This is a genomic window from Jhaorihella thermophila, assembly GCF_900108275.1.
GTDB lineage: Bacteria > Pseudomonadota > Alphaproteobacteria > Rhodobacterales > Rhodobacteraceae > Jhaorihella > Jhaorihella thermophila.
In genome coordinates, this window is sequence record NZ_FNVD01000006.1 from 10,927 (window position 1) to 31,584 (window position 20,658).

Here is a 20,658-nt window from a genome sequence, read left to right on the forward strand (position 1 = left end):
CGGCGGGCCACTTCATTTGCCACGGGCGATGGGCGATTACTGCGCCGCGACCTCTTCGGGCTCGGCGCCGGTATCGGCATCGCGTTTCGTCCGGATTTCCAGACCATCGGCGCTGACCGTCACCAGAACGGTGTCGCCATCCATGATCTCGCCGGCCAGCAGTTTTTCCGCCAGCGGGTTCTGCAACGCGGTCTGGATCACCCGCTTGAGCGGGCGCGCGCCATAGACCGGGTCGTAGCCCTTGTCGGCGAGCCATTGCAGCGCGGCGTCGTCCAGCTCCAGCGCGATGTTGCGCCGTTCCAGACGCTGGCGCAGACGGCCCAGCTGGATATCGACGATCGCACCCATCTGATCGCGGGTCAGCCGGTCAAAGATGATGATCTCGTCCAGCCGGTTCAGGAACTCGGGCCGGAAGTGGCTGCGCACGGCCTCCATCACCTCGCGCTTGGCATCGCTGGCGTCGGCACCTTCGGGCAACTGGCTCAGCGCCTGAGAACCGAGGTTCGACGTCAGGATGATCAGCGTCTGCTTGAAGTCCACCTTGTGGCCCTGCCCGTCGGTCAGCACACCGTCGTCAAGCACCTGCAACAGCACGTTGAACACGTCCGGATGCGCCTTTTCGACCTCGTCGAACAGAACCACCTGGTAGGGCCTGCGCCGGACCGCTTCGGTCAGCACGCCGCCTTCCTCGTAGCCGACATAGCCCGGAGGCGCACCGATCAGCCGCGCGACCGAGTGTTTCTCCATGAACTCGGACATGTCGATCCGAACCATGGCATCCTCGTCGTCGAACAGATACTCGGCCACGGCCTTGGTCAGTTCGGTCTTGCCGACGCCGGTGGGGCCGAGGAACAGGAACGACCCCAGCGGACGGCCTTCATCGTTGAGCCCCGCGCGCGCCCGGCGCACGGCGTTGGCGACGGCGCGGATCGCCTGATCCTGACCGACCACGCGCTTGTGCAGCTCTTCTTCCATCTTGAGCAGCTTCTCGCGTTCGCCCTCCAGCATCTTGGAGGTCGGGATGCCGGTCCAGCGTTCGATCACCTGGGCGATGTGCTCGGGACGGACCGCCTCTTCGACCATCAGGCCCTGGGCCTCGCGCTCTTCGGCCTCGGCCAGCTTGCGCTCGAGCTCGGGGATCACGCCATAGCTCAGCTCACCCGCGCGTTGCAGGTTGCCCTCGCGCTTGGCGATCTCGAGCTCGGCCCGCGCCCGGTCGAGTTGCTCCTTGATGTCGCGGGTCGCGGCCAGCTTGTCACGCTCGGCCTGCCACTTGGCGGTCAGCTCGGCGCTCTTCTGCTGCAGCTCGGACAGTTCCTTTTCGAGCTTTTCAAGCCGCTGCTTGGACGCCTCGTCGGTTTCCTTGCGCAGCGCCTCGGCCTCGATCTGCAGCTGCAGGATCTGACGGTCCAGCTCGTCCAGTTCCTCGGGCTTGCTGTCCACCTGCATCCGCAGACGGCTGGCGGCCTCGTCCATCAGGTCGATCGCCTTGTCCGGCAGGAACCGGTCGGTGATGTAGCGATGCGACAGGGTCGCCGCCGCAACCAGCGCCGAGTCGGAGATCTTCACGCCGTGGTGCAGCTCGTATTTCTCCTTGATGCCGCGCAGGATGCTGATCGTGTCCTCGACCGTCGGCTCATCCACGAACACCGGCTGGAACCGGCGGGCAAGCGCCGCGTCCTTCTCCACATACTTGCGGTATTCGTCCAGCGTGGTCGCGCCGACGCAGTGCAGCTCGCCACGGGCAAGCGCGGGCTTGATCAGGTTCGCCGCGTCCATCGCGCCGTCGGTCTTGCCGGCGCCCACCAGCAGGTGCATCTCGTCGATGAACAGGACGATCTCGCCGGCGGCAGCCTCGATCTCCTTCAGGATCGCCTTGAGCCGCTCCTCGAACTCGCCGCGATATTTCGCACCGGCGATCAGCGCACCCATGTCAAGCGCCAGCAGCTTCTTGTCGCGGAGCGATTCCGGCACGTCTCCGTTGACGATCCGCAGCGCGAGGCCCTCGACGATCGCAGTCTTGCCGACGCCCGGTTCGCCGATCAACACCGGGTTGTTCTTGGTCCGGCGGCTCAGCACCTGCATGGTGCGCCGGATTTCCTGGTCGCGGCCGATGATCGGGTCGATCTTGCCCTCGCGGGCGCGTTCGGTCAGGTCGATGGTGTATTTCTTCAGCGCGTCATAGCCTTCCTCGGCGCTGGCGCTGTCGGCGGTGCGGCCCTTGCGGATGTCGTTGATCGCCGCGTTCAGCTTCTGCGCGGTCACCGCGCCGGCCTCCAGCGCCTCCTTCGCGCCGGACTTGACCATCGCCAGAGCCATCAGGATCCGCTCGACCGGAACGAAACTGTCCCCGGCCTTGGTCGCGATCTTCTCGGCCTCGTCCAGCACACGGCCGGTAGCGCTGTCCATGTAGACCTGACCGCCGGTGTCGCCGCTGACCTTGGGCAGCTTGGCGATCATGGCCTCGAGCGCCTCGACGACGCGCTCCGGCGCCCCGCCCGCGCGGGCGATCAGGTTGCTGGCCAGCCCCTGATCGTCATCCATCAGCGCCTTGAGAATGTGTTCGGGTTTGAGTTGCTGGTGCCCCTCGCGCATCGCGATCGTCTGCGCGGCCTGCAGAAATCCGCGTGCGCGGTCCGTGAACTTGTTGAAATCCATGGTTCTCTCCTTTCAAGCGCCCGATATTCCGGCACCCGCTTGGCGGCATGCCCCCGTTCCGGGCCTCGCCATTCAATTTGGGTATGGCCCTTCGGCCTTCAAGACTTCGTGAACCAAGGAATCGAGAAAAACTGCGCTCCGGCCGAAATTGCCGCAGGCCGGCCGCAATTTGGTTACTTTTCGATGCCAGCCTGTCGTCGAAGCAGGAGGCGAACATGCTGGTGACAGACATCGAGATCACCCATTACCACTACAACAAGGACCGCGCCCGCCATGTGGCGAACGTGTGCCTGACGCTCAAGGACCGCGTGGTCAGCCTGTTCTGTCAGACCGACCTGCCGGAAGCCGAAAACCCTGCCGCACGCACCCGGGCGCTTCTGGGCGATGCCATGCGGCAGCTTCTGCGCATGCCGGAATTCCGGACCGGCCAGGCCACCCTCGAATTCGCCGAGCCGCTGAGGGACCGCCTGCCGCCGGAGCTCGCCTGACCCACGGCGGGGCTTGCCTCGGGCCGGGACCGGTTCTAGACAGGCGCGACTCCAGCCAAGCAGGATCGCGCCGTGACCGATGACCGCCTGATTGTCGCCCTCGACGTTCCCAATGCCATCAAGGCCCTTGAACTGACCGATACGCTGGGCGATGCGGTCGGGTTCTACAAGATCGGTCTTGGTATGCTGACGGGCGGCGGGCTGGCGCTGGCCAACGAGCTCAAGCATGAACACGGCAAGCGGATCTTTCTGGACATGAAGCTCTTTGACATCGGCGCCACGATCGAGGCGGCGGTGCGCGGGCTGGCCCAGTTCGGCCTTGACTTCCTGACCGTGCATGGCGACCCGCATGTGGTGCGCGCGGCAAGGGAAGGGGCGGAAGGCAAGGGGCTGAAGATTCTCGCCGTCACCATCCTGACCTCGCTGGACCGCAACGATCTGGACGAGGCCCTGATCAAGCCCGGCGAGATCAGCGACCTCGTGCAGGAACGCGCCGGACGGGCATTCCTGGCCGGCGCCGATGGCGTCATCGCCTCGCCGCAGGAGGCCGCGATGATCCGCGCCCTGCCCGAGGCCGAAGGCCGTTTGATCGTGACCCCCGGCGTGCGTCCCGCCGGCGCCGCGCTGGGCGATCAGAAACGTGTGGCCACCCCGGCGCAGGCGATCCGCGACGGCGCCGATCACATCGTGGTCGGCCGTCCGGTCTGGCAGGCCGCCGATCCCAAGGCCGCCGCCCAAGCCATCCTTCAGGAACTGAGCGCGGCCTGAACCCGCCCTGTTCCTCGGCCGACACGCCCTGTGCCCGAAAAGGCACAATCTCGATGGCTGTTTCCCGCCCGGGCAAGGTTCGCTCTTCAAACGTCGCTCGGACTGAGGGAGTCTGAATGTGAGACACTCCCCGACGGACCTTCTCTTCCTGTGGTTCGTTACCTCCCCCCGGCTGACGTTCAGACGGGGGGACTCTTTGCCCGGTCGTTGAATACGGTTTCGGGATGCCGGTCGATCTCCGGCTCGCTAAACTGGCCTTGAACGGATTTCCTGACTCGCTAGGCCGATTCATGCCCGCCTTGTGCCGCGACTGCCTGTCCGAACTGCAAGACAACCGCCGCTGTCCGAACTGCGGCAGCCCCCGCGTGGTGTCGCACCCGGAGCTGTTCGATCTGACCATCGCCCATATGGACTGCGATGCCTTCTACGCCTCGGTCGAAAAACGCGACAACCCGGAACTGGCGGACAAGCCAGTGATCATCGGCGGCGGCAAACGCGGCGTGGTTTCGACCGCTTGCTACATCGCGCGTATCCGGGGCGTGCGCTCTGCCATGCCCATGTTCCAAGCGCTTCGGCTGTGCCCGGATGCGGTGGTCCTGCGACCCCGGATGGACGCATATGCCGAGGTGTCGCGCAAAATACGCGCGATGATGGAAGAGCTGACGCCGGCCGTCGAGCCATTGTCGCTGGACGAGGCGTTCATGGACCTTTCCGGCACCCGGCGCCTGCACGGAGCGCCACCGGCGGTCATGCTGGCGCGGCTGGTCCGGCGAATGAAGGACGAGCTGGGCGTGACGGGCTCGATCGGGCTGTCGCACAACAAGTTTCTGGCCAAGGTCGCCTCGGATCTCGACAAGCCGCGAGGGTTTTCCGTCATCGGCCGCGCCGAGACCGCCGATTTCCTGAAGGACAAGCCGGTCAGCCTGATCTGGGGCGTCGGCCCGTCTGCACAGGCCGCACTCGACCGCGCCGGGATCCGCACCATTTCCGATCTGCTGCGCTGGGACCGATCGGCGCTGCATGAACGCTTTGGCAGCATGGGCGACCGGCTGTGGCATCTGGCACGGGGCCAGGACCGACGGGCGGTTTCGGCCAATGCGCCGGTCAAGTCGATCTCCAACGAAACGACCTTTGCCGAAGACATCGCGGACCCGGACATCCTGGACGGCCACCTCTGGCGCATGTCCGAAAAGGTGGCGGATCGGGCCAAGGCCAAGCGCCTTGCAGGCCGTGTCGTGACGCTGAAGCTGAAGCGCGCCGATCACGCCCTTCTGACGCGGCGCGTGGCGCTTCGCGATGCGACTCAGATCGCGGACCGGATCTATCGCACCGCCCGCGCCCTGTTCGCGCAGGTCGCCGATCGCGCACCGTTCCGGTTGCTGGGCGTGGGGCTGTCCGAGCTTTACCCCGAGGCACAGGCGGACATTTCCGGCGATCTGCTTGACCCGGATGCCGCCCGCCGGGCCAGGGCCGAGCGAACCGCCGACGAAATCAGACGCAAATTCGGCCCGAACGCAATCATCAAGGGACGGGCACTGCGCTGACGGTCGCTATTCGGCGGCCAGCGGCTGCCGTTCGGCGCCGATCTGGACGAGGTCGCGAATCACGCGCCGCATCAGCGCGTGGAACTGATCGAAATCCGGCCTTGGCGTCACGGTTCGCTCGTCCATGTAGAGCGACCGGTCGATCTCCACCTGAATCACGTGCTGGTTTCGCGCCGGTCGCCCGTAGGCCTGGGCCACATACGCGCCGGCAAAGGGCGAATTGCGCACGACCGTGAACCCCTGGGCGACAAATGCGGCCTCGACCCGGTCCACGATGTGGGGACTGGCCGCAGCCCCGAACCTGTCGCCCAGAACGACTTCGGGGCGGCGGATGAAACTGCGGCTCACGGCATCCATCGCCTCGTGCGGCATGGAATGGCAATCGATCAGCACCGCCTGCCCGAACAGCTCGTGCGTCTCGCGCAAAAGCCCCTTCAAGGCGTCGTGATACGGCATCCAATAGCGGGAAATCCGCCGCTGCGCCTCGGCCAGAGGCAGCTTGCCCCGGTAGATCGGCCGGCCATTGGCAACGACACGGGGAATCACCCCCAGCCCCGATGCCACGCGCGGGTTGCGCCCGAAACGGCTGACGCCTTCGATAAGCGCCGGGTCCAGCTCGTCCGCCGCGCGGTTGAAATCGACGAAACATCGCGGCGCACCCGCCGCCAGCAGCGGCGCGCCCGCTTCGGGCGCCGAATCGAACAGAACGTCTACAAAGGCATCTTCGGACGACCGAATCTCGCGGCAATCCAGAACCGTCCGGTTCAGGAAATCCTCCGGGTAGTCGTGGCCGCTGTGGGGCGAGGCGAACACCACTGCGGACAGTCTCTGCTCGGGTCGGAAAATGTGATACGCAGCCTTGGGCATTCTTTCCCCTTTCGGCCCGAACATAGACCGGAAAGACAATCTGCCAAAAGCCCTTGATCACCCTGCCGACTCCTTTTATAGAGCGCGCACCCGGCGCGGTCATCCGCGCCCCATTCGTTTGGGGCGCCACGTCTGCAAAGGTCTTCATGGGCGGTTAGCTCAGCGGTAGAGCACTACGTTGACATCGTAGGGGTCACTGGTTCGATCCCAGTACCGCCCACCATGAACACACGGTCCCGGTTCGCCGGACCACCCGCCAACCCGGCGCTGGCCCGCGCCACAGGAACAGGAGACAGACCATGAAGGTCAAGAACTCGCTCCGCTCGCTGAAGAACCGGCACCGTGACTGCCGGGTCGTGCGTCGCAAAGGCCGCGTCTACGTCATCAACAAGACGCAGCGCCGCTTCAAGGCCCGCCAGGGCTGACGCCGGCGACACCGGATCAGAAAAAGAACCGCATCAGAAAAAGAACCGCGCCTTCCGGCGCGGTTTTTTTGTGCGCATGCCGTTTCCTGTCGAGACCATTTCTTATAAATTCAGTCAGAAATGGGTTGCATTCGCAGAAACATTTGGTATCCGATCAATTCAGTCAGGAATTGATTCTCGGAAAGGACGGGACAGATGCGCAAACTTCTCCTCACGGCTGCCGCGGTTCTGACCGGCTTTGCTGCCCATCCGGCAGGAGCCCAGGAACTCAACCTCTACTCTTCGCGTCACTACGACACGGATGAACGGCTCTATACCAATTTCGAAGAGATGACGGGCATCCGCATCAACCGGATCGAAGGCAAGGCCGACGAGCTGCTGGCGCGGATGAAGGCCGAGGGGCGCAACTCGCCGGCGGACGTGCTGCTGACGGTGGACACGTCGCGGCTGGCGCGGGCCAAGGACATGGGGCTGCTGCAGCCGGTCGAAAGCGACGTGCTGGAGCAGAAGATCCCCGCCAACCTGCAGGACACCGACAACCAGTGGTTCGGATTCTCGCAGCGGGCGCGGATCATCTTCTACGACAAGAAGGATGTGGCCGAGCCGCCGCAGACCTATGCCGACCTGGCCGATCCGAAATACAAGGGACTGATCTGCATCCGGTCGTCCACCAACACTTACAACCAGACGCTGCTGGCGTCGATCATCGCCCATGAAGGCGAGGACTTCGCCCGCGAATGGGCTGCCGGCGTGGTGGCCAACATGGCCCGTCCGCCGCAAGGAGGCGACACCGACCAGCTGCGCGGGATCGTGTCCGGCGAATGCGAAATCTCGGTGGCGAACACCTATTATTTTGCCCGCGCGCTGCGCAAGAACGTCAAGGGCGTGACCGATCATGTGGACATGATCGGCTGGGTCTGGCCCAACCAGGACAGCTATGGCGCGCATGTCAACCTCAGCGGCGGCGGGGTGGCGGCCCATGCGCCACACAAGGACGCCGCGGTGAAGTTCCTCGAATATCTGGCCAGCGAAAAGGCCCAGGAATATTTCTCGGCCGGAAATGACGAATATCCTGCCGTGAAGGGCGTCAAGCTCGCCCCGTCGGTGGAAAAACTGGGCAGCTTCAAGGCGGACGAGATCAACCTCGCCGAAGTCGCCAAGAACATCCCACTGGCACAGAAGATTTTCAACGAAGTCGGCTGGAAGTAAGGCGGAAAGGCCGTCGGGCAGTTCGGGGCGCGGATTTTCCGCGCCCCTTTTTCATTTTCGGCGTGATTTGTTGTTGCTGATCCTATACTTTCATTTTTGAAACACTTTCTCAGTTTTGGACATACACCTGCATGCCCCATCAGCTCGCGCGCGTTCTGAAAAATCTCCGCCAGGACCGGGGCTGGACCCTTGATCGTCTGGCGGCAGCCAGCAGCCTCAGCCGGGCGACATTGTCGCGCCTGGAGAACGGGCAGGTGAGTCCGACGGTCGAGGCACTCTCCGCGCTGGGGCATGCGTTTGGGCTGTCGGCCTCGCGCCTGCTGGCCATGGCCGAGGACGATTTCGGCCCGCTTGTACCCTACGCCGACCAGAAAGAGGCCGAAGACCCGCGCACCGGCTTTGCCGTGCGTATCGTCTCGCCAATGAACGGCGGGCTCAGCGCGGATGTCGTGGAATGCCATCTGCCCTCGGGCCGGAGCGCGACCGACGCCGCGGTGACAGCGCCGGGGCGCGAACATCACCTTGTGTTGCTGGATGGCGCCCTGACAGTTCTTCTCGAAGGGGGGCAACACGATCTGACCGCGGGGGACTGCCTGCGCTTTCACCCCTCCGCGCCCGCCGAGTTCGAAACCGGCCCAAACCGAGGCGCACGCTTTCTGGTGCTGCGCGTGTGACCGATCAGCGCCGACCGACCTGTCGGCAGATCAGGATCACCGGCACCAGCCCGACCGCGACGATCACCAGCGACGGCACGGCCGCGCCTTCCAGCCGTTCGTCCGAGGCCAGCCGATAGGCCTGCACCGCCAGCGTGTCAAAGTTGAACGGCCGCATGATGAGCGTGGCGGGCAGTTCCTTCATCACGTCCACGAACACGATCAGCAGCGCGGTCAGGAGGCTCGGTGTCAGGATCGGCAGATGCACGCGCCTGAGCGTCGCCAGCGGCGAATGCCCCAGCGACCGGGCGGCGGCATCCATGTTGGCATGCACCATGCTCTGTCCGCCTTCGTAGGCACCGATCGCCGAGGCAAGGAACCGCACCATGTAGGCGCCGATCAGCAGCCAGATCGAGCCGGTGAGCAACAGTCCGGTCGAGATCCCGAATGTCTGCCGCATCCAAGCATCCAGCGCGTTGTCGAAGGCGGCGAATGGCACCAGCAGACCGACGGCGATCACCCCGCCCGGCACCGCATAGCCCAACCGGGCCACATAGGCAGCCATGGCCGACCGGCGCCCCGGCTGCAGGCGCTGGTAGAAGCCGATGCAGATCGCGGCGGCCACGGTCACGACCGCCGCCGTGCTGGCAAGGATCAGAGAATTTCGGATGAAGCCAAGATAGCGATGGCTCAGCAGGTTCTGTTCGGATCCCAGCCCCATGTTGAACAGGGCGATCGCGGGGATCAGGAACCCCAGCGCCACCGGAACCGCGCACAGAACAAAGGCGGCGGCAGCGGCCATCCCGCTCAGCTCTTCCGGCGGCATCCTTGTGTGGCGCTTGCCCGCCTCGTGATAGCGCGCCTTGCCGCGCTGGATCCGCTCGGTCACCGCCAGCAGCAGGGCAAAGCCCAGCAGAAACAGGGCAAGCTGCGCGGCAGCCGCCCGGTCGGCCATGGAAAACCAGGCGGTGTAGATGCCGGTGGCGAAGGTCTGAACGCCGAAATACGCGACCGTGCCGAAATCGGCGATGGTTTCCATCACCGCCAGCAGCACTCCCGCTGCGATCGCCGGCCGCGCCATTGGCAGGCTGACCCGAAAGAACGCACCCCACGCGGTACGGCCCAGCGCGCGGGCAGCGAGGAACGCCGTGGCGCTTTGCTGGATGAAGGCCGCTCGGGCCAGCAGATAGACATACGGATAAAGAACCAGGATCAGCATCACCGCCGCGCCCGGAAGCGACCGGATCTCGGGGAACCAGTAGTCGCGCGGCCCCCATCCGGCGACCGCCCGCAGAGTGGATTGAACGATACCAGCGTGATCCAGAAGATGGGTGTAGGCATAGGCCAGCACATAGGCCGGAAAGGCCAGCGGCAGGACCAGCGCGATCTCGAACAGGCGCACGCCGGGGAAACGGGTCATCGTGACCAGCCACGCCGCCCCGACGCCCAGTGCGAAGGTTCCCGCCGCCACCATCGCCACCAGCGCCAATGTCGTCAGCGTATAGCGCGGCAGCACAGTCTGCATCAGGTGCGATATGGTCTCGGTCCCGCCGGTCAGCGCCGTGATCGCCACCGCGACCATCGGCAGCAGGCAGGCCCCTGCAATCAGGTAGGCCATCACCCCCATGAACCGCGTCCCGCCCGCGTGGCGGCTGAACGAGCCATGTTCGGCATATTGTGTCCGATCGGTCACCTGAGACCACCCTCACCCGAAACAGGGAAATGGAAAACGGGACGCACAGAATGCGTCCCGCCCTTGTTCGACCATTTCAGTCGGAATTTCCAGTTCGAAACTGCAAATCAGTCGTATTTGCGCCGATCCTCGATCACCAGCCCGTCCTTGGGAAGGGTTCCGGGGGGCACGATCTCGATCGCGCCCTTCAACTTCAGCACTTCGACAACCGATTTGGCAAAGGTCGACGGATCCTGAGCGGTCGATTCGATTTGGACCGTCATCGCGTCCATCTCGCCGTCACGGGCGGCAATCACGCGGGCCTTGAGGATTTCGTCATGCTTTTCCACAAGCTGCGCCACCTGTTCGGGGCGGACGAACATCCCCTTGATCTTGGTGGTCTGGTCGGCGCGGCCCATCCAGCCCTTGATCCGCATGTTGGTGCGGCCGCAGGGGCTCTGGCCCTCCATCACTGCCGACAGGTCGCCGGTGGCGAACCGGATCAGCGGATAATCGGGGTTGAGCGTGGTGACGACCACCTCGCCCACCTCGCCGGGCGCGACCGGGTTTCCGGTGCCGGGGGTGACGATTTCGACGATCACGCCTTCGTCCACGATCATCCCTTCCATCGCCGGGCTTTCATAGGCGATGTTGCCCAGATCCGCGGTGGCATAGTTCTGCAGGCAAGCAATGCCGCGATCGGCATATTCCTGCCGCAGCGACGGAAACAGCGCACCGCCTCCCACGACCGCCTTGGAGAAGTTGAGCTTCACCCCCATTTCGTCGGCCTTGTCGAGGATGATCTTGAGATAATCCGGCGTGCCCGCGTAAGCCGTCGAACCCACGTCATGCGCCGCCGTCACCTGCAGTTCGGTCTGGCCGGTCCCGGCGGGCAGGACAGCGGCACCCACCGCGCGCGCGCCGTTTTCAAAGATCATGCCGGCGGGCGTCAGGTGATAGCCAAAACAGTTCTGAACGATGTCGCCCTTTCCGATCCCGGCGGCGTGCAGGAACCGGCCCATCCGCCACCAGTCATGCCCGACGCCGCCCGGTTCGTAGATTGGACCCGGCGACTGGAAGATATGCGCGAATTCATGCGCCGGCTTTGCCGTGAACCCGCCAAAGGGCGGGTTGGCCTTCTGCGCGCGGCTCAGTTCCGATTTGCGCAGCACCGGCAGTCGGGCCAGCGCCTCGACCGTCGCGATCTGATCGGCGTCAACGTCATCCAGCGAACCCGCATAGCCCGGCGCTGCCTGGGCAAGACGGATCTGCCGCGGCAGCGCCTCGGCAATGGCTGCGGCGCGTTCGTCGGCCGACCGGGTTTCCAACGCATCGTAATACTGGCTCATCGCTCACCCCTTTTGGCGCCGCGACAATGCGCGGCCCGCCAGTCATTCCCGCCCCGGCATGGCCGCCGGGCACGATGTTCAAAGTTTCGCCGTCAGCTCAGCCAACGCTTGCGGCGGCGGTAGGAACGCACATCGCGGAACGACTTGCGCCCTTCCTCGGACATGCCGAGGTAGAATTCCTTGACGTCCGGGTTCTCGCGCAGTTCGGCCGCCGGGCCGTCCATCACCACGCGGCCGTTTTCCAGGATGTATCCGTAATGCGCGAACCGCAGTGCCACGTTGGTGTTCTGCTCGGCCAGCAGGAAGGACACGCCTTCCTTTTCGTTCAGGTCACGGACGATTTCAAAGATCTCTTCCACCAGCTGCGGCGCAAGCCCCATGCTGGGCTCGTCCAGCAGGATGGTTTCGGGGCGCGACATCAGCGCGCGACCGATGGCCACCATCTGCTGTTCACCGCCCGAGGTATAGCCGGCCTGACTGCGCCGCCGCTCTTTCAGGCGCGGGAAATAGGTATAGACCATCTCGAGATCGCGCTCCATTTCCGCGCGGCTCCCCTTGCGGGTGTAGAACCCCGTCAGCAGGTTTTCCTCGACGGTCAGGTGTTCGAAACAGTGGCGTCCCTCCATCACCTGTATCACGCCCATCCGGACCAGTTCGGCCGGATCGAGATCCTGCACCTTCTGGCCCCGATAGTAGATGCTGCCCTTGGTCACCTCGCCGCGTTCCGAATGCAGCAGGTTCGACACCGCCTTTAGCGTCGTCGTCTTGCCCGCGCCGTTGCCGCCCAGAAGCGCGGTGATCCCGCCCTTGGGCACGCTCAGCGACACGCCCTTCAGCACGAGGATCACATGGTTGTAGATCACCTCGATATTGTTGATGTCCAGCAGGGTTTCAACCTGCGTGTCCGTGGTGTTGGCTGCATCCAGCATCAGCGGTTTTCCTCATGTCGTCCCGACCGGGCCGGGGCTGTCAGGGGTCGGCGCGGCGGCGTCCGCCGCACCGGGGTTCGGACCGGCCCCGGATACGCGCCGGGGCCGGGCATGGATCAGTTGCAGTCACGCAGCTCGATGTTGTGTTCCTTGGCATAGGCCATGGCGTCTTCCTCGATCAGCGCGCCGATCACTTCGCCGTCGGTCGGTTTGAAGTCCGAGATCAGATTCCACTTCTGAGCCTTGGCATCCCATTGGCTGACGCCCACCAGTCCCGGGCCGCCGTGGTTTTCACAGGATACCTCGAAGGTCGGGCCAAAGCCTTCCATTCCCAGTTCGGCCATACGCTCCTTGGTAATTACAAGTGCTTCCATTCCGTCGCGCATCTGGGCAGCGTTGATGTCGGCGACACCGTGAATTTCTTGCGCTTTTCGGACAGCTTCCGCAGCCAACATGGCTGCATAGACGGCGCGGTTGTACTGCACCGTGCCCAGTTTATCGCCATTCCCAGCTGCTTTTCCGGCATCAATCACGTATTTCTTGATGTCATCGAAAACCGGGAAATCGTCACCAGTTGCGGTAAATGTCAGCGCCTTGTATCCATGAGCTCCTTCTCCGGCCGGCAGAACGTCCGGCTCGGCGCCCGACCACCAAATGCCGATGAAGTTTTCCATCGGGAAGCGAATGTTGGCAGCTTCCTGGATCGCAACCTGGTTCATGACTCCCCACCCCCAGAAAAGTACATAGTCTGGACGGTCGCGGCGGATCTGGAGCCACTGCGATTTCTGCTCCTGACCGGGGCTGTCAACCGGAAGCAAAGACAGTTCGAAACCGTGCTTCTTGCTCAGTTCCTCAAGCGTACGAATTGGTTCTTTGCCGTAGGCGGAGTTGTGGTAAAGCAGCGTAATTTTCTTGCCCGCTATGTCGCCATCGTTCAGTTCGAGGATGTGATTGATCGCTCCGGACGCGCCGTTCCAATAATTCGCGGGATAATTGAAAACCCATTTGAACACTTTGCCATATGCGGCTGATGTACGACCGTAACCCATTGTGTGAAGCGGGATACCGTCAGCCGTGACCTTGGGGATCAACTGGTAGGTGATACCAGTCGACAGCGGCTGATACAGAAGCGAGCCTTCATTCTTTGTCGCTTCGTAGCATTCGACACCCTTCTCGGTGTTGTAGCCGGTTTCGCATTCGATGACCCGGACAGGAACGCCACCTATCCCCCCATCCCGCTCGTTCAGCATGGTGAAATAGTCGGCATATCCGTCCGCAAACGGAATGCCCCCTGCGGCGAACGGCCCGGTGCGGTAGCTGAGCGACGGGAACACCAGGTCGGCCATCGCCGGGCCTGCGGCCATCAGGGCGCCCAGCGCCAAGGTTGCCAGTTTCATTTTCATCGGGTTTATCCTCCCTTGATTGGTCCGATGTAATGGTGGGGCGGAATTGCTCACCCCGCTTGAATTCGGGCCATCCCCATCAGTAGGGGAAGGGCCAGAGCCGAAGCTTCTCCTTCGCCACGCGCCACAGCTGCGCCAGCCCGTGCGGCTCGAGGATCAGGAACATGGTGATCAGGGCGCCGACGATCACCAGCTGCAGGTGGGCCACGATGTCCGTGGGCCAGCCCAACCAGTCGGCGCCGAATACTTTGAGCACCACCGGCAGCAGCACCAGGAAGGCCGCCCCGGCGAAAGAGCCGAAGATCGAGCCCAGACCGCCGATGATCACCATGAACAGCACCAGGAACGATTTCTGGATGCCGAACGCCTCGCCCACCTCGACGGCGCCCAGGTAGAGCGCAAAGAACAGCGCCCCCGAGATGCCGATAAAGAACGAACTGACCGCAAAGGCCGTCAGCTTGGCCTTGAGCGGATCCACCCCGATGATTTCGGCGGCGATGTCCATGTCGCGGATCGCCATCCAGGTCCGACCGACCGACCCGCGCGTGAGGTTCCGCGCAACCAGCGCGCAGGCGGTCAGAAAGATCAGGCAGAACAGGTAGGCCGCCCAGGCCGGCGCGTTGGGGCCGGTGATGATGATGCCCATCACGTCGCGTTCGGGCGCGCTGATCTGGCCCGAGGCCGAGTAGTTGTAGAACCACGGCACCCGGTTGAACACCCAGACCAGAAAGAACTGCGCCGCCAGCGTGGCCACCGCGAGGTAGAAGCCCTTGATCCGCAGGCTGGGCAGACCGAACAGGACGCCGACCGCGGCGGTGATGCCCCCGGCCAGCAGGACGTGAACGAACATGCTGACCTCGGGAAAGGCGGTCATCAACTTGTAGACCGCGTAGGCCCCAACCGCCATGAACCCGCCGGTGCCCAGGCTGACCTGCCCGGCATAGCCGGTCAGGATGTTCAGGCCGATCGCCGCGATCGCGTAGATCAGGAACGGCAGCAGCAGTGCGTTGGCCAGATAGTCGTTGATGACCAGGGGAATGATCAGAAAGGCGACCGCGAGCGCAACGTAAAACCCATACCGATCGAACTTGATCGGAAAGGTCTGGCTGTCCTCTTGATAGGATGTCTTGAAGTCCCCGGCTTCACGATAGAACATGGCTTACAGGCCCTTTTCGGCTTCTTGATGCGCGCGATTGCGGGCCGCGGCATCGAGTTGATTGGTTTTCTTCGCGTATCCGCTTTCTTCTGCGGCACGGACGAGTTTCTGGTAGGCCAGCAGCCCGGTCACCAACCCGGCAAAGGCCAGAACGGCGGCGGTCACGAGCTGCGCGTCTGTCAGTCCCTCGGCCGCAAGGGCGAGGTAGCCAAAGGCCCAGAACCCGGACCAAGCGATGACGTTGACAATCGCGATCAGCTTCTTCATGCCGCCATTCTCCTCCCCTTGGCGACGCGCGGCCGCGTCCCCGCGTCAGACCCTTTCGATGATCTTCTCCCCGAACAGCCCCTGCGGGCGGAACACGAGGAAGATCAGCGCCAGCACATAGGCAAACCAGTTCTCGGTCGCGCCGCCGACCAGCGGGCCGACCCAGAATTCGAACAGCTTTTCGCCCACCCCGATGATGAGCCCGCCGACGATGGCGCCCGGGATCGAGGTGAACCCGCCCAGCATCAGCACCGGCAGCGCCTTGAGCGCGATCAGCGACAGCGAGAACTGCACGCCCGACTTGGCGCCCCAGATGATCCCGGCGACCAGCGCCACGAACCCGGCGACCGACCAGACCATCACCCAGATGAAGTCGAGATTGATGCCAACCGACAGTGCGGCCTGGTGATCGTCGGCCACCGCGCGCATCGCCCGGCCATGCTTGGTATATTGCGAAAACAGCACCAGCGCGACCACAAGCAGCGCCGCGATCACGGTCGCCACGATGTCGAGATTGTCGATGAAGAACCCGTAGCCGAAGATGTTGTAGGTCACCTCGTCGATGGTTTCGTTCAAACCCTGAGGCAGACCGACATCCAGCGTCTTGATCTCGGACCCCCACATCAGATCGGCAAAGCCTTCCAGGAAATAGGCCAGCCCGATGGTCGCCATGAACAGGATGATCGGCTCCTGGCCGACAAGGTGGCGCATGACGAAGTGATGCACCGCCCAAGCCAGCAGGACCATGACTCCGGCGGTCAGCAAGATCGACAGCAACGCCGGCAGTTGCCAGCCGAAATGGTGCACGTCGGTGCCGAAAGTCGCGTTGATGAGGTGGCTGAACGGCACCTGCCCGTCCATGATCCCCACCAGCGTCATCGCCGCGAACAACGCCATCACGCCCTGGGCATAGTTGAAGATGCCGGACGCCTTGTAGATCAGCACGAAGCCCAGCGCGACCAGCGAATAGAGGACCCCCGCCATCAGGCCGTTGAGGAACACCTCGATCGAGAAAATCAACTGCTCAGGCATCCGAGCCCCCCTCCCAAGTCTTCGATTGATCAGTCATGGCTCACCCCCAGATAGGCGTCGATCACCTCCTGGTTGTTGCGCACCTCGTCGGGCGTGCCGTCACCGATCTTCTTGCCGTAATCCATCACCACCACGCGGTCGGACAGGTCCATGACCACGCCCATGTCATGCTCGATCAGCGCGATGGTGGTGCCGAATTCGTCATTCACGTCCAGGATGAAGCGGCTCATGTCCTCCTTTTCCTCGACGTTCATGCCAGCCATGGGTTCGTCCAACAGCAACAGTTTCGGCTCGGCCGCCAGCGCGCGCGCCAGTTCGACCCGCTTCTTCAGGCCATAGGGCAGACGCGCCACCGGCGTCTTGCGGATGTGCTGAATCTCGAGAAAGTCGATAATGTGCTCGACCACTTCGCGGTTGGCGACCTCTTCCTCCTCGGCCTTGCCCTTCCACAGCGCCTGCTGGAACAGGCCCGACTTCATGTGCGTCAGCCGCCCGGTCATCACGTTGTCCAGCACGGACATGCCCTCGAACAGCGCGATGTTCTGGAAGGTCCGCGCGATGCCCTGGCGCGCCACCTCGTAGGGCTTCATGGGCGGGCGGCGCTCGCCGCGGAACCAGATCTCGCCCTCTTGGGGCACATAGAACCCCGAGATCACGTTCAGCATCGACGACTTGCCGGCGCCGTTGGGGCCGATGATCGCGCGAATCTCGCCTTCGCGGATGTCAAAGCTGATGTCCTTGATCGCCACCACGCCGCCGAACCGCAGGGTGATGTTCTTCATCTCCATCACCACGCCGCCGATCCGGCGGCCGTCCTCGGTGATGTATCCGTCCTGGGATGCGTCAAGCATGATCAGCGATCTCCCCCTGACAACGTTTCTTCATTTCGTGCCCCTCCCGGGCGACGGCGCGGACGCCGTGATCCATATTGCCCGTCTCTTTCATGCCGACGCCTCCGACCCGTGCGCCGGCGCCGATTTCCTGGCGATCCAGGCGATTGCACCGGCCATCGTGCTGCGGACGGTGTGCAGATCGTCCAGCCCTGGCCAGCGCCGGTTGCCCAGAAAGAACTGCATCTGTTTCGGAAACAGGTAGAACCGGTTCATCAGCCGCCCCAGCCAGGCGACCGGGCGCGTGGCCTTGTTGCCCATCACCAGCATCGCCCGGAAACCCGGCCAGTTGACCTCGGGCCATATGAACAGCACGTCCAGCCCCGCCAGCTGCAGCGTCATGTGCGTGCCATTGGGCGTCATGTGGTAATAGCTCTCGTCGTGCCACGGCTCGAGGAACGAGGCCGAGCCCAGGAAATAGCCGCCCGGTTTCAGCACGCGCCGCACCTCTTGGGCGGCCAGTTGCGGAAAGGCGAGGTGTTCCCACACCGCGACGGCGTAGACCGCATCGACGCTGTTGCTCCGAATCGGCAGGGCATGGGCGTCGCACAGGATGTCCGGACCGCCATGCTGTGCCAGCCAGTCATGCACCCGCTCGACCGACACGTCGGTGCCCAGGTAGTCCAGCCCGCGGTCCTTGACCCATTTGCGCATCTGCCCACCGCCGCAGCCGATCTCGAGCACCAGCGACCCTTTGGGCAGACCGTTCAGCACGTCCTCATGCGCACGATCGAGGTGATAGACGCCAGAGGCCTCCTGCCCCGAACGCTCGGGATAGCGATAGGCGCGGTCCTTGGGGATCGCCCCGGGGTCGAACGCCGCGACGGGAATGCGCCAGACCGCGTCGCGCGGCTGCTCGGGGAACAGCGCGGGGCGGCCGTCGCGCAGCGCAAAGCTGCGTCCGCAGGCCGTGCAGCACGCGAACTCCTCAAGCTCCGCGCCGCAGTCACAGCACATGAACAGCCCGTCGGCAAGACCGCGGCTGGCGCCGTCGGTCGCGGCCGGGCGGCCGTATGTCCCCCCCGAAAGGCTCATTCCGCCGCCATCTTCTGCCCGGTCGGAACCACCTTGGCATCGCGAATCTCGAGCGTCGCCTTGATCGAGCCCTTGCGGCCGTCCTCGTAGGTCACCTCGGTCTCGGTGCTGACGGTCTTGGACCCGTCGTAGAGCGCGTCGATGATGTCGGCGTATTTCTCTTCGATGATCCGCCGGCGCACCTTGCGGGTGCGGGTCAGTTCGCCGTCGTCGGCGTCCAGTTCCTTGTGCAGCACCACAAAGCGGTGGATCTGGCAGCCCGACAGCATGGCGTCCTGCGCCACGCTTTCGTTGACCTCTTCCACATGCTTCTGGATCGTGTCCAGAACCTGCGGATGCCCGGCCAGTTCCTGATAGGACGCGTAGGGGATGTTGTTGCGTTCCGCCCAGTTGCCGACCGCGGTCATGTCGATGTTGATGAAGGCCACGCAGTAATCCTTGCCGTTGCCGAACAGAACGGCCTCAAGGATGTCGGGATAGAACTTCAGCTTGTTCTCGACATATTTGGGCGCGAACATGCTGCCGTCGGCCATCTTGCCCACGTCCTTGGCGCGGTCGATGATCCGCAGATGCCCGGTGCCTTCCTCGAAGAAGCCGGCATCGCCCGTGGCCACCCAGCCCTCGGCATCCTTGGTCGAAGCGGTGGATTCGGGGTTCTTGAAATACTCCACGAACACGCCGGGGCTGCGATAGTAGATCTCGCCCTTTTCGTCGATGCGGACTTCGACGTCGGGCGCCGGAACGCCCACCGTGTCGGCCCGCACCTGCCCGTCGGGCTGGACGGTGATGAACACGGTCGCCTCGGTCTGGCCGTAAAGCTGCTTGAGGTTGATCCCCAGCGAGCGGAAGAACTCGAAGATCTCCGGCCCGATCGCTTCGCCCGCTGTATAGGCGACCCGGATCCGGCCAAAGCCCAGCGTGTCCTTGAGCGGGCCGTAGATCAGCACGTCACCCATGCGATACTTGAAATAGCTCTTCAGCGGCTCGGGATAGATCATCAGGCCCAGCGGATCGCGGGCCTTGAAATGCTTGCGCGCGTCCTTGCCGTATCGCAGCTTGTAGAAGAACAGCCGGATCGCGTTCTCGATCAGCGTCTCGATGGCGAACCCGACCCCCATCGCATAGCGCCAGGCCCGCACCATACGGCGCTTGAACGTCAGCACGCTGCGCTTGCGCCTGGGCATCCCGTATTTCTCGCCCGCGCCGCCCTTGGCGAATTCCAGGAAATGGTGGAACAGCGCGTATTTCAGCGCGCCGGCATCCTCCATCCGGATCATCACGTTGGTCAGCTGGGTTTCGAACACGCGCGGCGGGGCAAAGAAATAGGTCGGCCCGATCTCGCGCAGGTCGGTCATCATAGTGTCCTGGCTTTCGGGGCAGTTCACGCAGAACCCGCACCAATAGGCCTGACCGATCGAGAAGATGAAGTCGCCCACCCAGGCCATCGGCAGGTAGGACAGGATGTTCTCTTCCTCGGTCAGGTTGTCGAACTCGGCGGAGTTCTTGGAGCTTTCGATCACGTTGCGGTTCGACAGCACCACGCCCTTGGGCTTGCCCGTGGTGCCCGAGGTGTAGAGCATCACGCAGGTGTCGTCATAGGTCAGCTTCTCGCGCCGCCGCTTCAGCTCGCCGATCAGCTCGTCATGGGCGGCGCGGCCCTGGGCCTGGATGTGGCTGTATTGATGCAGCCGGGTGTGGTCGTATTTCCGCAGGCCCCGCGGGTCGAGATAGATGACATGTTCGAGGTTCGGCAGCTGCTCCTTGACCTCGATGACCTTGTCCACCTGCTCCTGATCGCCGGCCACGACGAAGCGCGCGCCGCAATGCGCCAGCACATAGGCCATCTCTTCGGCCACCGCGTCCTGATACAGCGGCACCGGCACCGCCCCCACCGACTGGGCGGCAACCATCGACCAATACAGATAGGGACGGTTGCGCCCGATGATCGCGACGAAATCGCCCGGCTGGACGCCCAGGTTGATGAACCCCAGCGCCAGCGCCTCGATTTCCTTTTCGGTTTCGGCCCAGGTCCAGCACTGCCAGATGCCGAATTCCTTTTCCCGATAGGCCGGCCGGTTGGCGAACCTGGTCGCGTTGCGTTGAAGCAGCGCCGGCAGGGACTGAAGCCCCTCGGCGCCCGACTGCGTCTGAGCCAATTGTCTTTCCTCCCCTTCCGGCCACTCCCCCGGGCCGGACAAGAACGCTCTCACGATTCCCTCGCGAAACAGATCAGGCAAATTCCTGCGCGTCAATTTTTTCCTGATGTTTTCCCAAATCTTACGAATTGTTTCAGCGCTCCGGGGGCGGGCGGGT

General features: G+C 63.8%; 18 protein-coding genes and 1 tRNA gene. 7 read left to right on the forward strand and 12 right to left on the reverse strand.

Annotated elements, in window-relative coordinates; genetic code table 11:
* Positions 1 to 36: 36 nt before the first annotated feature.
* Positions 37 to 2,658: an ATP-dependent chaperone ClpB gene (gene clpB / locus C4S70_RS08575; protein ID WP_104007710.1), complete on the reverse strand. Its 2,622-nt coding sequence runs from the start codon at positions 2,656 to 2,658 to the stop codon at positions 37 to 39.
* A gap of 215 nt (positions 2,659 to 2,873) precedes the next feature.
* On the opposite strand from clpB, the gene C4S70_RS08580 reads away from it, so the two are divergent.
* The 3 genes from C4S70_RS08580 to C4S70_RS08590 all read left to right on the forward strand — a co-directional run bounded on the left by C4S70_RS08580 (position 2,874) and on the right by C4S70_RS08590 (position 5,458).
* On the forward strand, positions 2,874 to 3,146 hold the full coding sequence (locus C4S70_RS08580; protein WP_104007711.1) for a hypothetical protein: 273 nt from the start codon (positions 2,874 to 2,876) through the stop codon (positions 3,144 to 3,146).
* 72 nt (positions 3,147 to 3,218) lie between these two features.
* Entirely contained in the window at positions 3,219 to 3,914 is a 696-nt protein-coding gene (gene pyrF / locus C4S70_RS08585) for an orotidine-5'-phosphate decarboxylase (protein ID WP_104007712.1), read from the forward strand.
* Positions 3,915 to 4,204: 290 nt separating this feature from the next.
* Complete coding sequence (locus C4S70_RS08590) at positions 4,205 to 5,458, forward strand: DNA polymerase IV (RefSeq protein ID WP_104007713.1); 1,254 nt, start codon at positions 4,205 to 4,207, stop codon at positions 5,456 to 5,458.
* 6 nt (positions 5,459 to 5,464) lie between these two features.
* Here C4S70_RS08590 and C4S70_RS08595 read toward each other — a convergent pair whose 3' ends face one another.
* Positions 5,465 to 6,325, reverse strand: a complete 861-nt coding sequence (locus C4S70_RS08595) for an N-formylglutamate amidohydrolase (RefSeq protein WP_104007714.1) — start codon at positions 6,323 to 6,325, stop codon at positions 5,465 to 5,467.
* Between the two features lie 148 nt (positions 6,326 to 6,473).
* Here C4S70_RS08595 and C4S70_RS08600 point away from each other — a divergent pair.
* From C4S70_RS08600 to C4S70_RS08615, 4 genes are all read left to right on the forward strand, one after another.
* Positions 6,474 to 6,548 (forward strand) — tRNA-Val (locus C4S70_RS08600).
* Between the two features lie 76 nt (positions 6,549 to 6,624).
* A complete protein-coding gene (gene ykgO, locus C4S70_RS08605) occupies positions 6,625 to 6,750 on the forward strand; it encodes a type B 50S ribosomal protein L36 (protein ID WP_008562923.1) in 126 nt (41 codons plus the stop codon).
* Positions 6,751 to 6,945: 195 nt separating this feature from the next.
* A complete protein-coding gene (locus tag C4S70_RS08610) occupies positions 6,946 to 7,959 on the forward strand; it encodes a Fe(3+) ABC transporter substrate-binding protein (protein WP_104007715.1) in 1,014 nt (337 codons plus the stop codon).
* Positions 7,960 to 8,090: 131 nt separating this feature from the next.
* Positions 8,091 to 8,633 (forward strand): helix-turn-helix domain-containing protein, encoded by a 543-nt coding sequence (locus C4S70_RS08615; RefSeq protein ID WP_104007716.1) that lies wholly within the window; start codon positions 8,091 to 8,093, stop codon positions 8,631 to 8,633.
* A 4-nt stretch (positions 8,634 to 8,637) separates the two neighbouring features.
* Here the strand turns inward: C4S70_RS08615 and C4S70_RS08620 are convergent, their stop codons facing one another.
* The 10 genes from C4S70_RS08620 to C4S70_RS08665 all read right to left on the reverse strand — a co-directional run bounded on the left by C4S70_RS08620 (position 8,638) and on the right by C4S70_RS08665 (position 20,501).
* The gene (locus tag C4S70_RS08620; RefSeq protein WP_235003767.1) at positions 8,638 to 10,305 is read right to left on the reverse strand and encodes an ABC transporter permease; all 1,668 of its coding nucleotides are present in this window, start codon (positions 10,303 to 10,305) and stop codon (positions 8,638 to 8,640) included.
* A gap of 107 nt (positions 10,306 to 10,412) precedes the next feature.
* On the reverse strand, positions 10,413 to 11,633 hold the full coding sequence (locus C4S70_RS08625) for a phenylacetate--CoA ligase family protein (RefSeq protein ID WP_104007717.1): 1,221 nt from the start codon (positions 11,631 to 11,633) through the stop codon (positions 10,413 to 10,415).
* A gap of 92 nt (positions 11,634 to 11,725) precedes the next feature.
* Positions 11,726 to 12,562 (reverse strand): ABC transporter ATP-binding protein, encoded by an 837-nt coding sequence (locus C4S70_RS08630; RefSeq protein WP_104007718.1) that lies wholly within the window; start codon positions 12,560 to 12,562, stop codon positions 11,726 to 11,728.
* A 116-nt stretch (positions 12,563 to 12,678) separates the two neighbouring features.
* On the reverse strand, positions 12,679 to 13,965 hold the full coding sequence (locus C4S70_RS08635; protein WP_104007719.1) for an ABC transporter substrate-binding protein: 1,287 nt from the start codon (positions 13,963 to 13,965) through the stop codon (positions 12,679 to 12,681).
* 79 nt (positions 13,966 to 14,044) lie between these two features.
* Positions 14,045 to 15,121, reverse strand: coding sequence for a branched-chain amino acid ABC transporter permease (locus C4S70_RS08640; protein WP_104007720.1), 1,077 nt, complete (start codon positions 15,119 to 15,121; stop codon positions 14,045 to 14,047).
* Between the two features lie 3 nt (positions 15,122 to 15,124).
* A complete protein-coding gene (locus C4S70_RS08645) occupies positions 15,125 to 15,388 on the reverse strand; it encodes a hypothetical protein (protein ID WP_104007721.1) in 264 nt (87 codons plus the stop codon).
* 45 nt (positions 15,389 to 15,433) lie between these two features.
* Positions 15,434 to 16,420 carry a branched-chain amino acid ABC transporter permease gene (locus C4S70_RS08650; protein ID WP_104007722.1) on the reverse strand — a complete coding sequence of 329 codons (987 nt, stop codon included), beginning with the start codon at positions 16,418 to 16,420 and terminating at the stop codon, positions 15,434 to 15,436.
* 29 nt (positions 16,421 to 16,449) lie between these two features.
* Positions 16,450 to 17,271: an ABC transporter ATP-binding protein gene (locus C4S70_RS08655; protein ID WP_104007723.1), complete on the reverse strand. Its 822-nt coding sequence runs from the start codon at positions 17,269 to 17,271 to the stop codon at positions 16,450 to 16,452.
* A gap of 90 nt (positions 17,272 to 17,361) precedes the next feature.
* Positions 17,362 to 18,345 carry a class I SAM-dependent methyltransferase gene (locus tag C4S70_RS08660; RefSeq protein ID WP_104007724.1) on the reverse strand — a complete coding sequence of 328 codons (984 nt, stop codon included), beginning with the start codon at positions 18,343 to 18,345 and terminating at the stop codon, positions 17,362 to 17,364.
* Positions 18,342 to 20,501 (reverse strand): AMP-binding protein, encoded by a 2,160-nt coding sequence (locus tag C4S70_RS08665; protein WP_104007888.1) that lies wholly within the window; start codon positions 20,499 to 20,501, stop codon positions 18,342 to 18,344. The genes C4S70_RS08660 and C4S70_RS08665 overlap by 4 nt, the downstream gene beginning before the upstream one ends.
* Positions 20,502 to 20,658: the final 157 nt, after the last annotated feature.

What these genes read in the sequence shown, in the direction of transcription:
- clpB (WP_104007710.1), bottom strand. Translation starts at nt 2,658, where the DNA reads ATGGATTTCAACAAGTTCACGGACCGCGCACGCGGATTTCTGCAGGCC.
- C4S70_RS08580 (WP_104007711.1), top strand. Translation starts at nt 2,874, where the DNA reads ATGCTGGTGACAGACATCGAGATCACCCATTACCACTACAACAAGGAC.
- C4S70_RS08590 (WP_104007713.1), top strand. Translation starts at nt 4,205, where the DNA reads ATGCCCGCCTTGTGCCGCGACTGCCTGTCCGAACTGCAAGACAACCGC.
- C4S70_RS08595 (WP_104007714.1), bottom strand. Translation starts at nt 6,325, where the DNA reads ATGCCCAAGGCTGCGTATCACATTTTCCGACCCGAGCAGAGACTGTCC.
- ykgO (WP_008562923.1), top strand. Translation starts at nt 6,625, where the DNA reads ATGAAGGTCAAGAACTCGCTCCGCTCGCTGAAGAACCGGCACCGTGAC.
- C4S70_RS08610 (WP_104007715.1), top strand. Translation starts at nt 6,946, where the DNA reads ATGCGCAAACTTCTCCTCACGGCTGCCGCGGTTCTGACCGGCTTTGCT.
- C4S70_RS08615 (WP_104007716.1), top strand. Translation starts at nt 8,091, where the DNA reads ATGCCCCATCAGCTCGCGCGCGTTCTGAAAAATCTCCGCCAGGACCGG.
- C4S70_RS08625 (WP_104007717.1), bottom strand. Translation starts at nt 11,633, where the DNA reads ATGAGCCAGTATTACGATGCGTTGGAAACCCGGTCGGCCGACGAACGC.
- C4S70_RS08630 (WP_104007718.1), bottom strand. Translation starts at nt 12,562, where the DNA reads ATGCTGGATGCAGCCAACACCACGGACACGCAGGTTGAAACCCTGCTG.
- C4S70_RS08635 (WP_104007719.1), bottom strand. Translation starts at nt 13,965, where the DNA reads ATGAAAATGAAACTGGCAACCTTGGCGCTGGGCGCCCTGATGGCCGCA.
- C4S70_RS08640 (WP_104007720.1), bottom strand. Translation starts at nt 15,121, where the DNA reads ATGTTCTATCGTGAAGCCGGGGACTTCAAGACATCCTATCAAGAGGAC.
- C4S70_RS08645 (WP_104007721.1), bottom strand. Translation starts at nt 15,388, where the DNA reads ATGAAGAAGCTGATCGCGATTGTCAACGTCATCGCTTGGTCCGGGTTC.
- C4S70_RS08650 (WP_104007722.1), bottom strand. Translation starts at nt 16,420, where the DNA reads ATGCCTGAGCAGTTGATTTTCTCGATCGAGGTGTTCCTCAACGGCCTG.
- C4S70_RS08655 (WP_104007723.1), bottom strand. Translation starts at nt 17,271, where the DNA reads ATGCTTGACGCATCCCAGGACGGATACATCACCGAGGACGGCCGCCGG.
- C4S70_RS08660 (WP_104007724.1), bottom strand. Translation starts at nt 18,345, where the DNA reads ATGAGCCTTTCGGGGGGGACATACGGCCGCCCGGCCGCGACCGACGGC.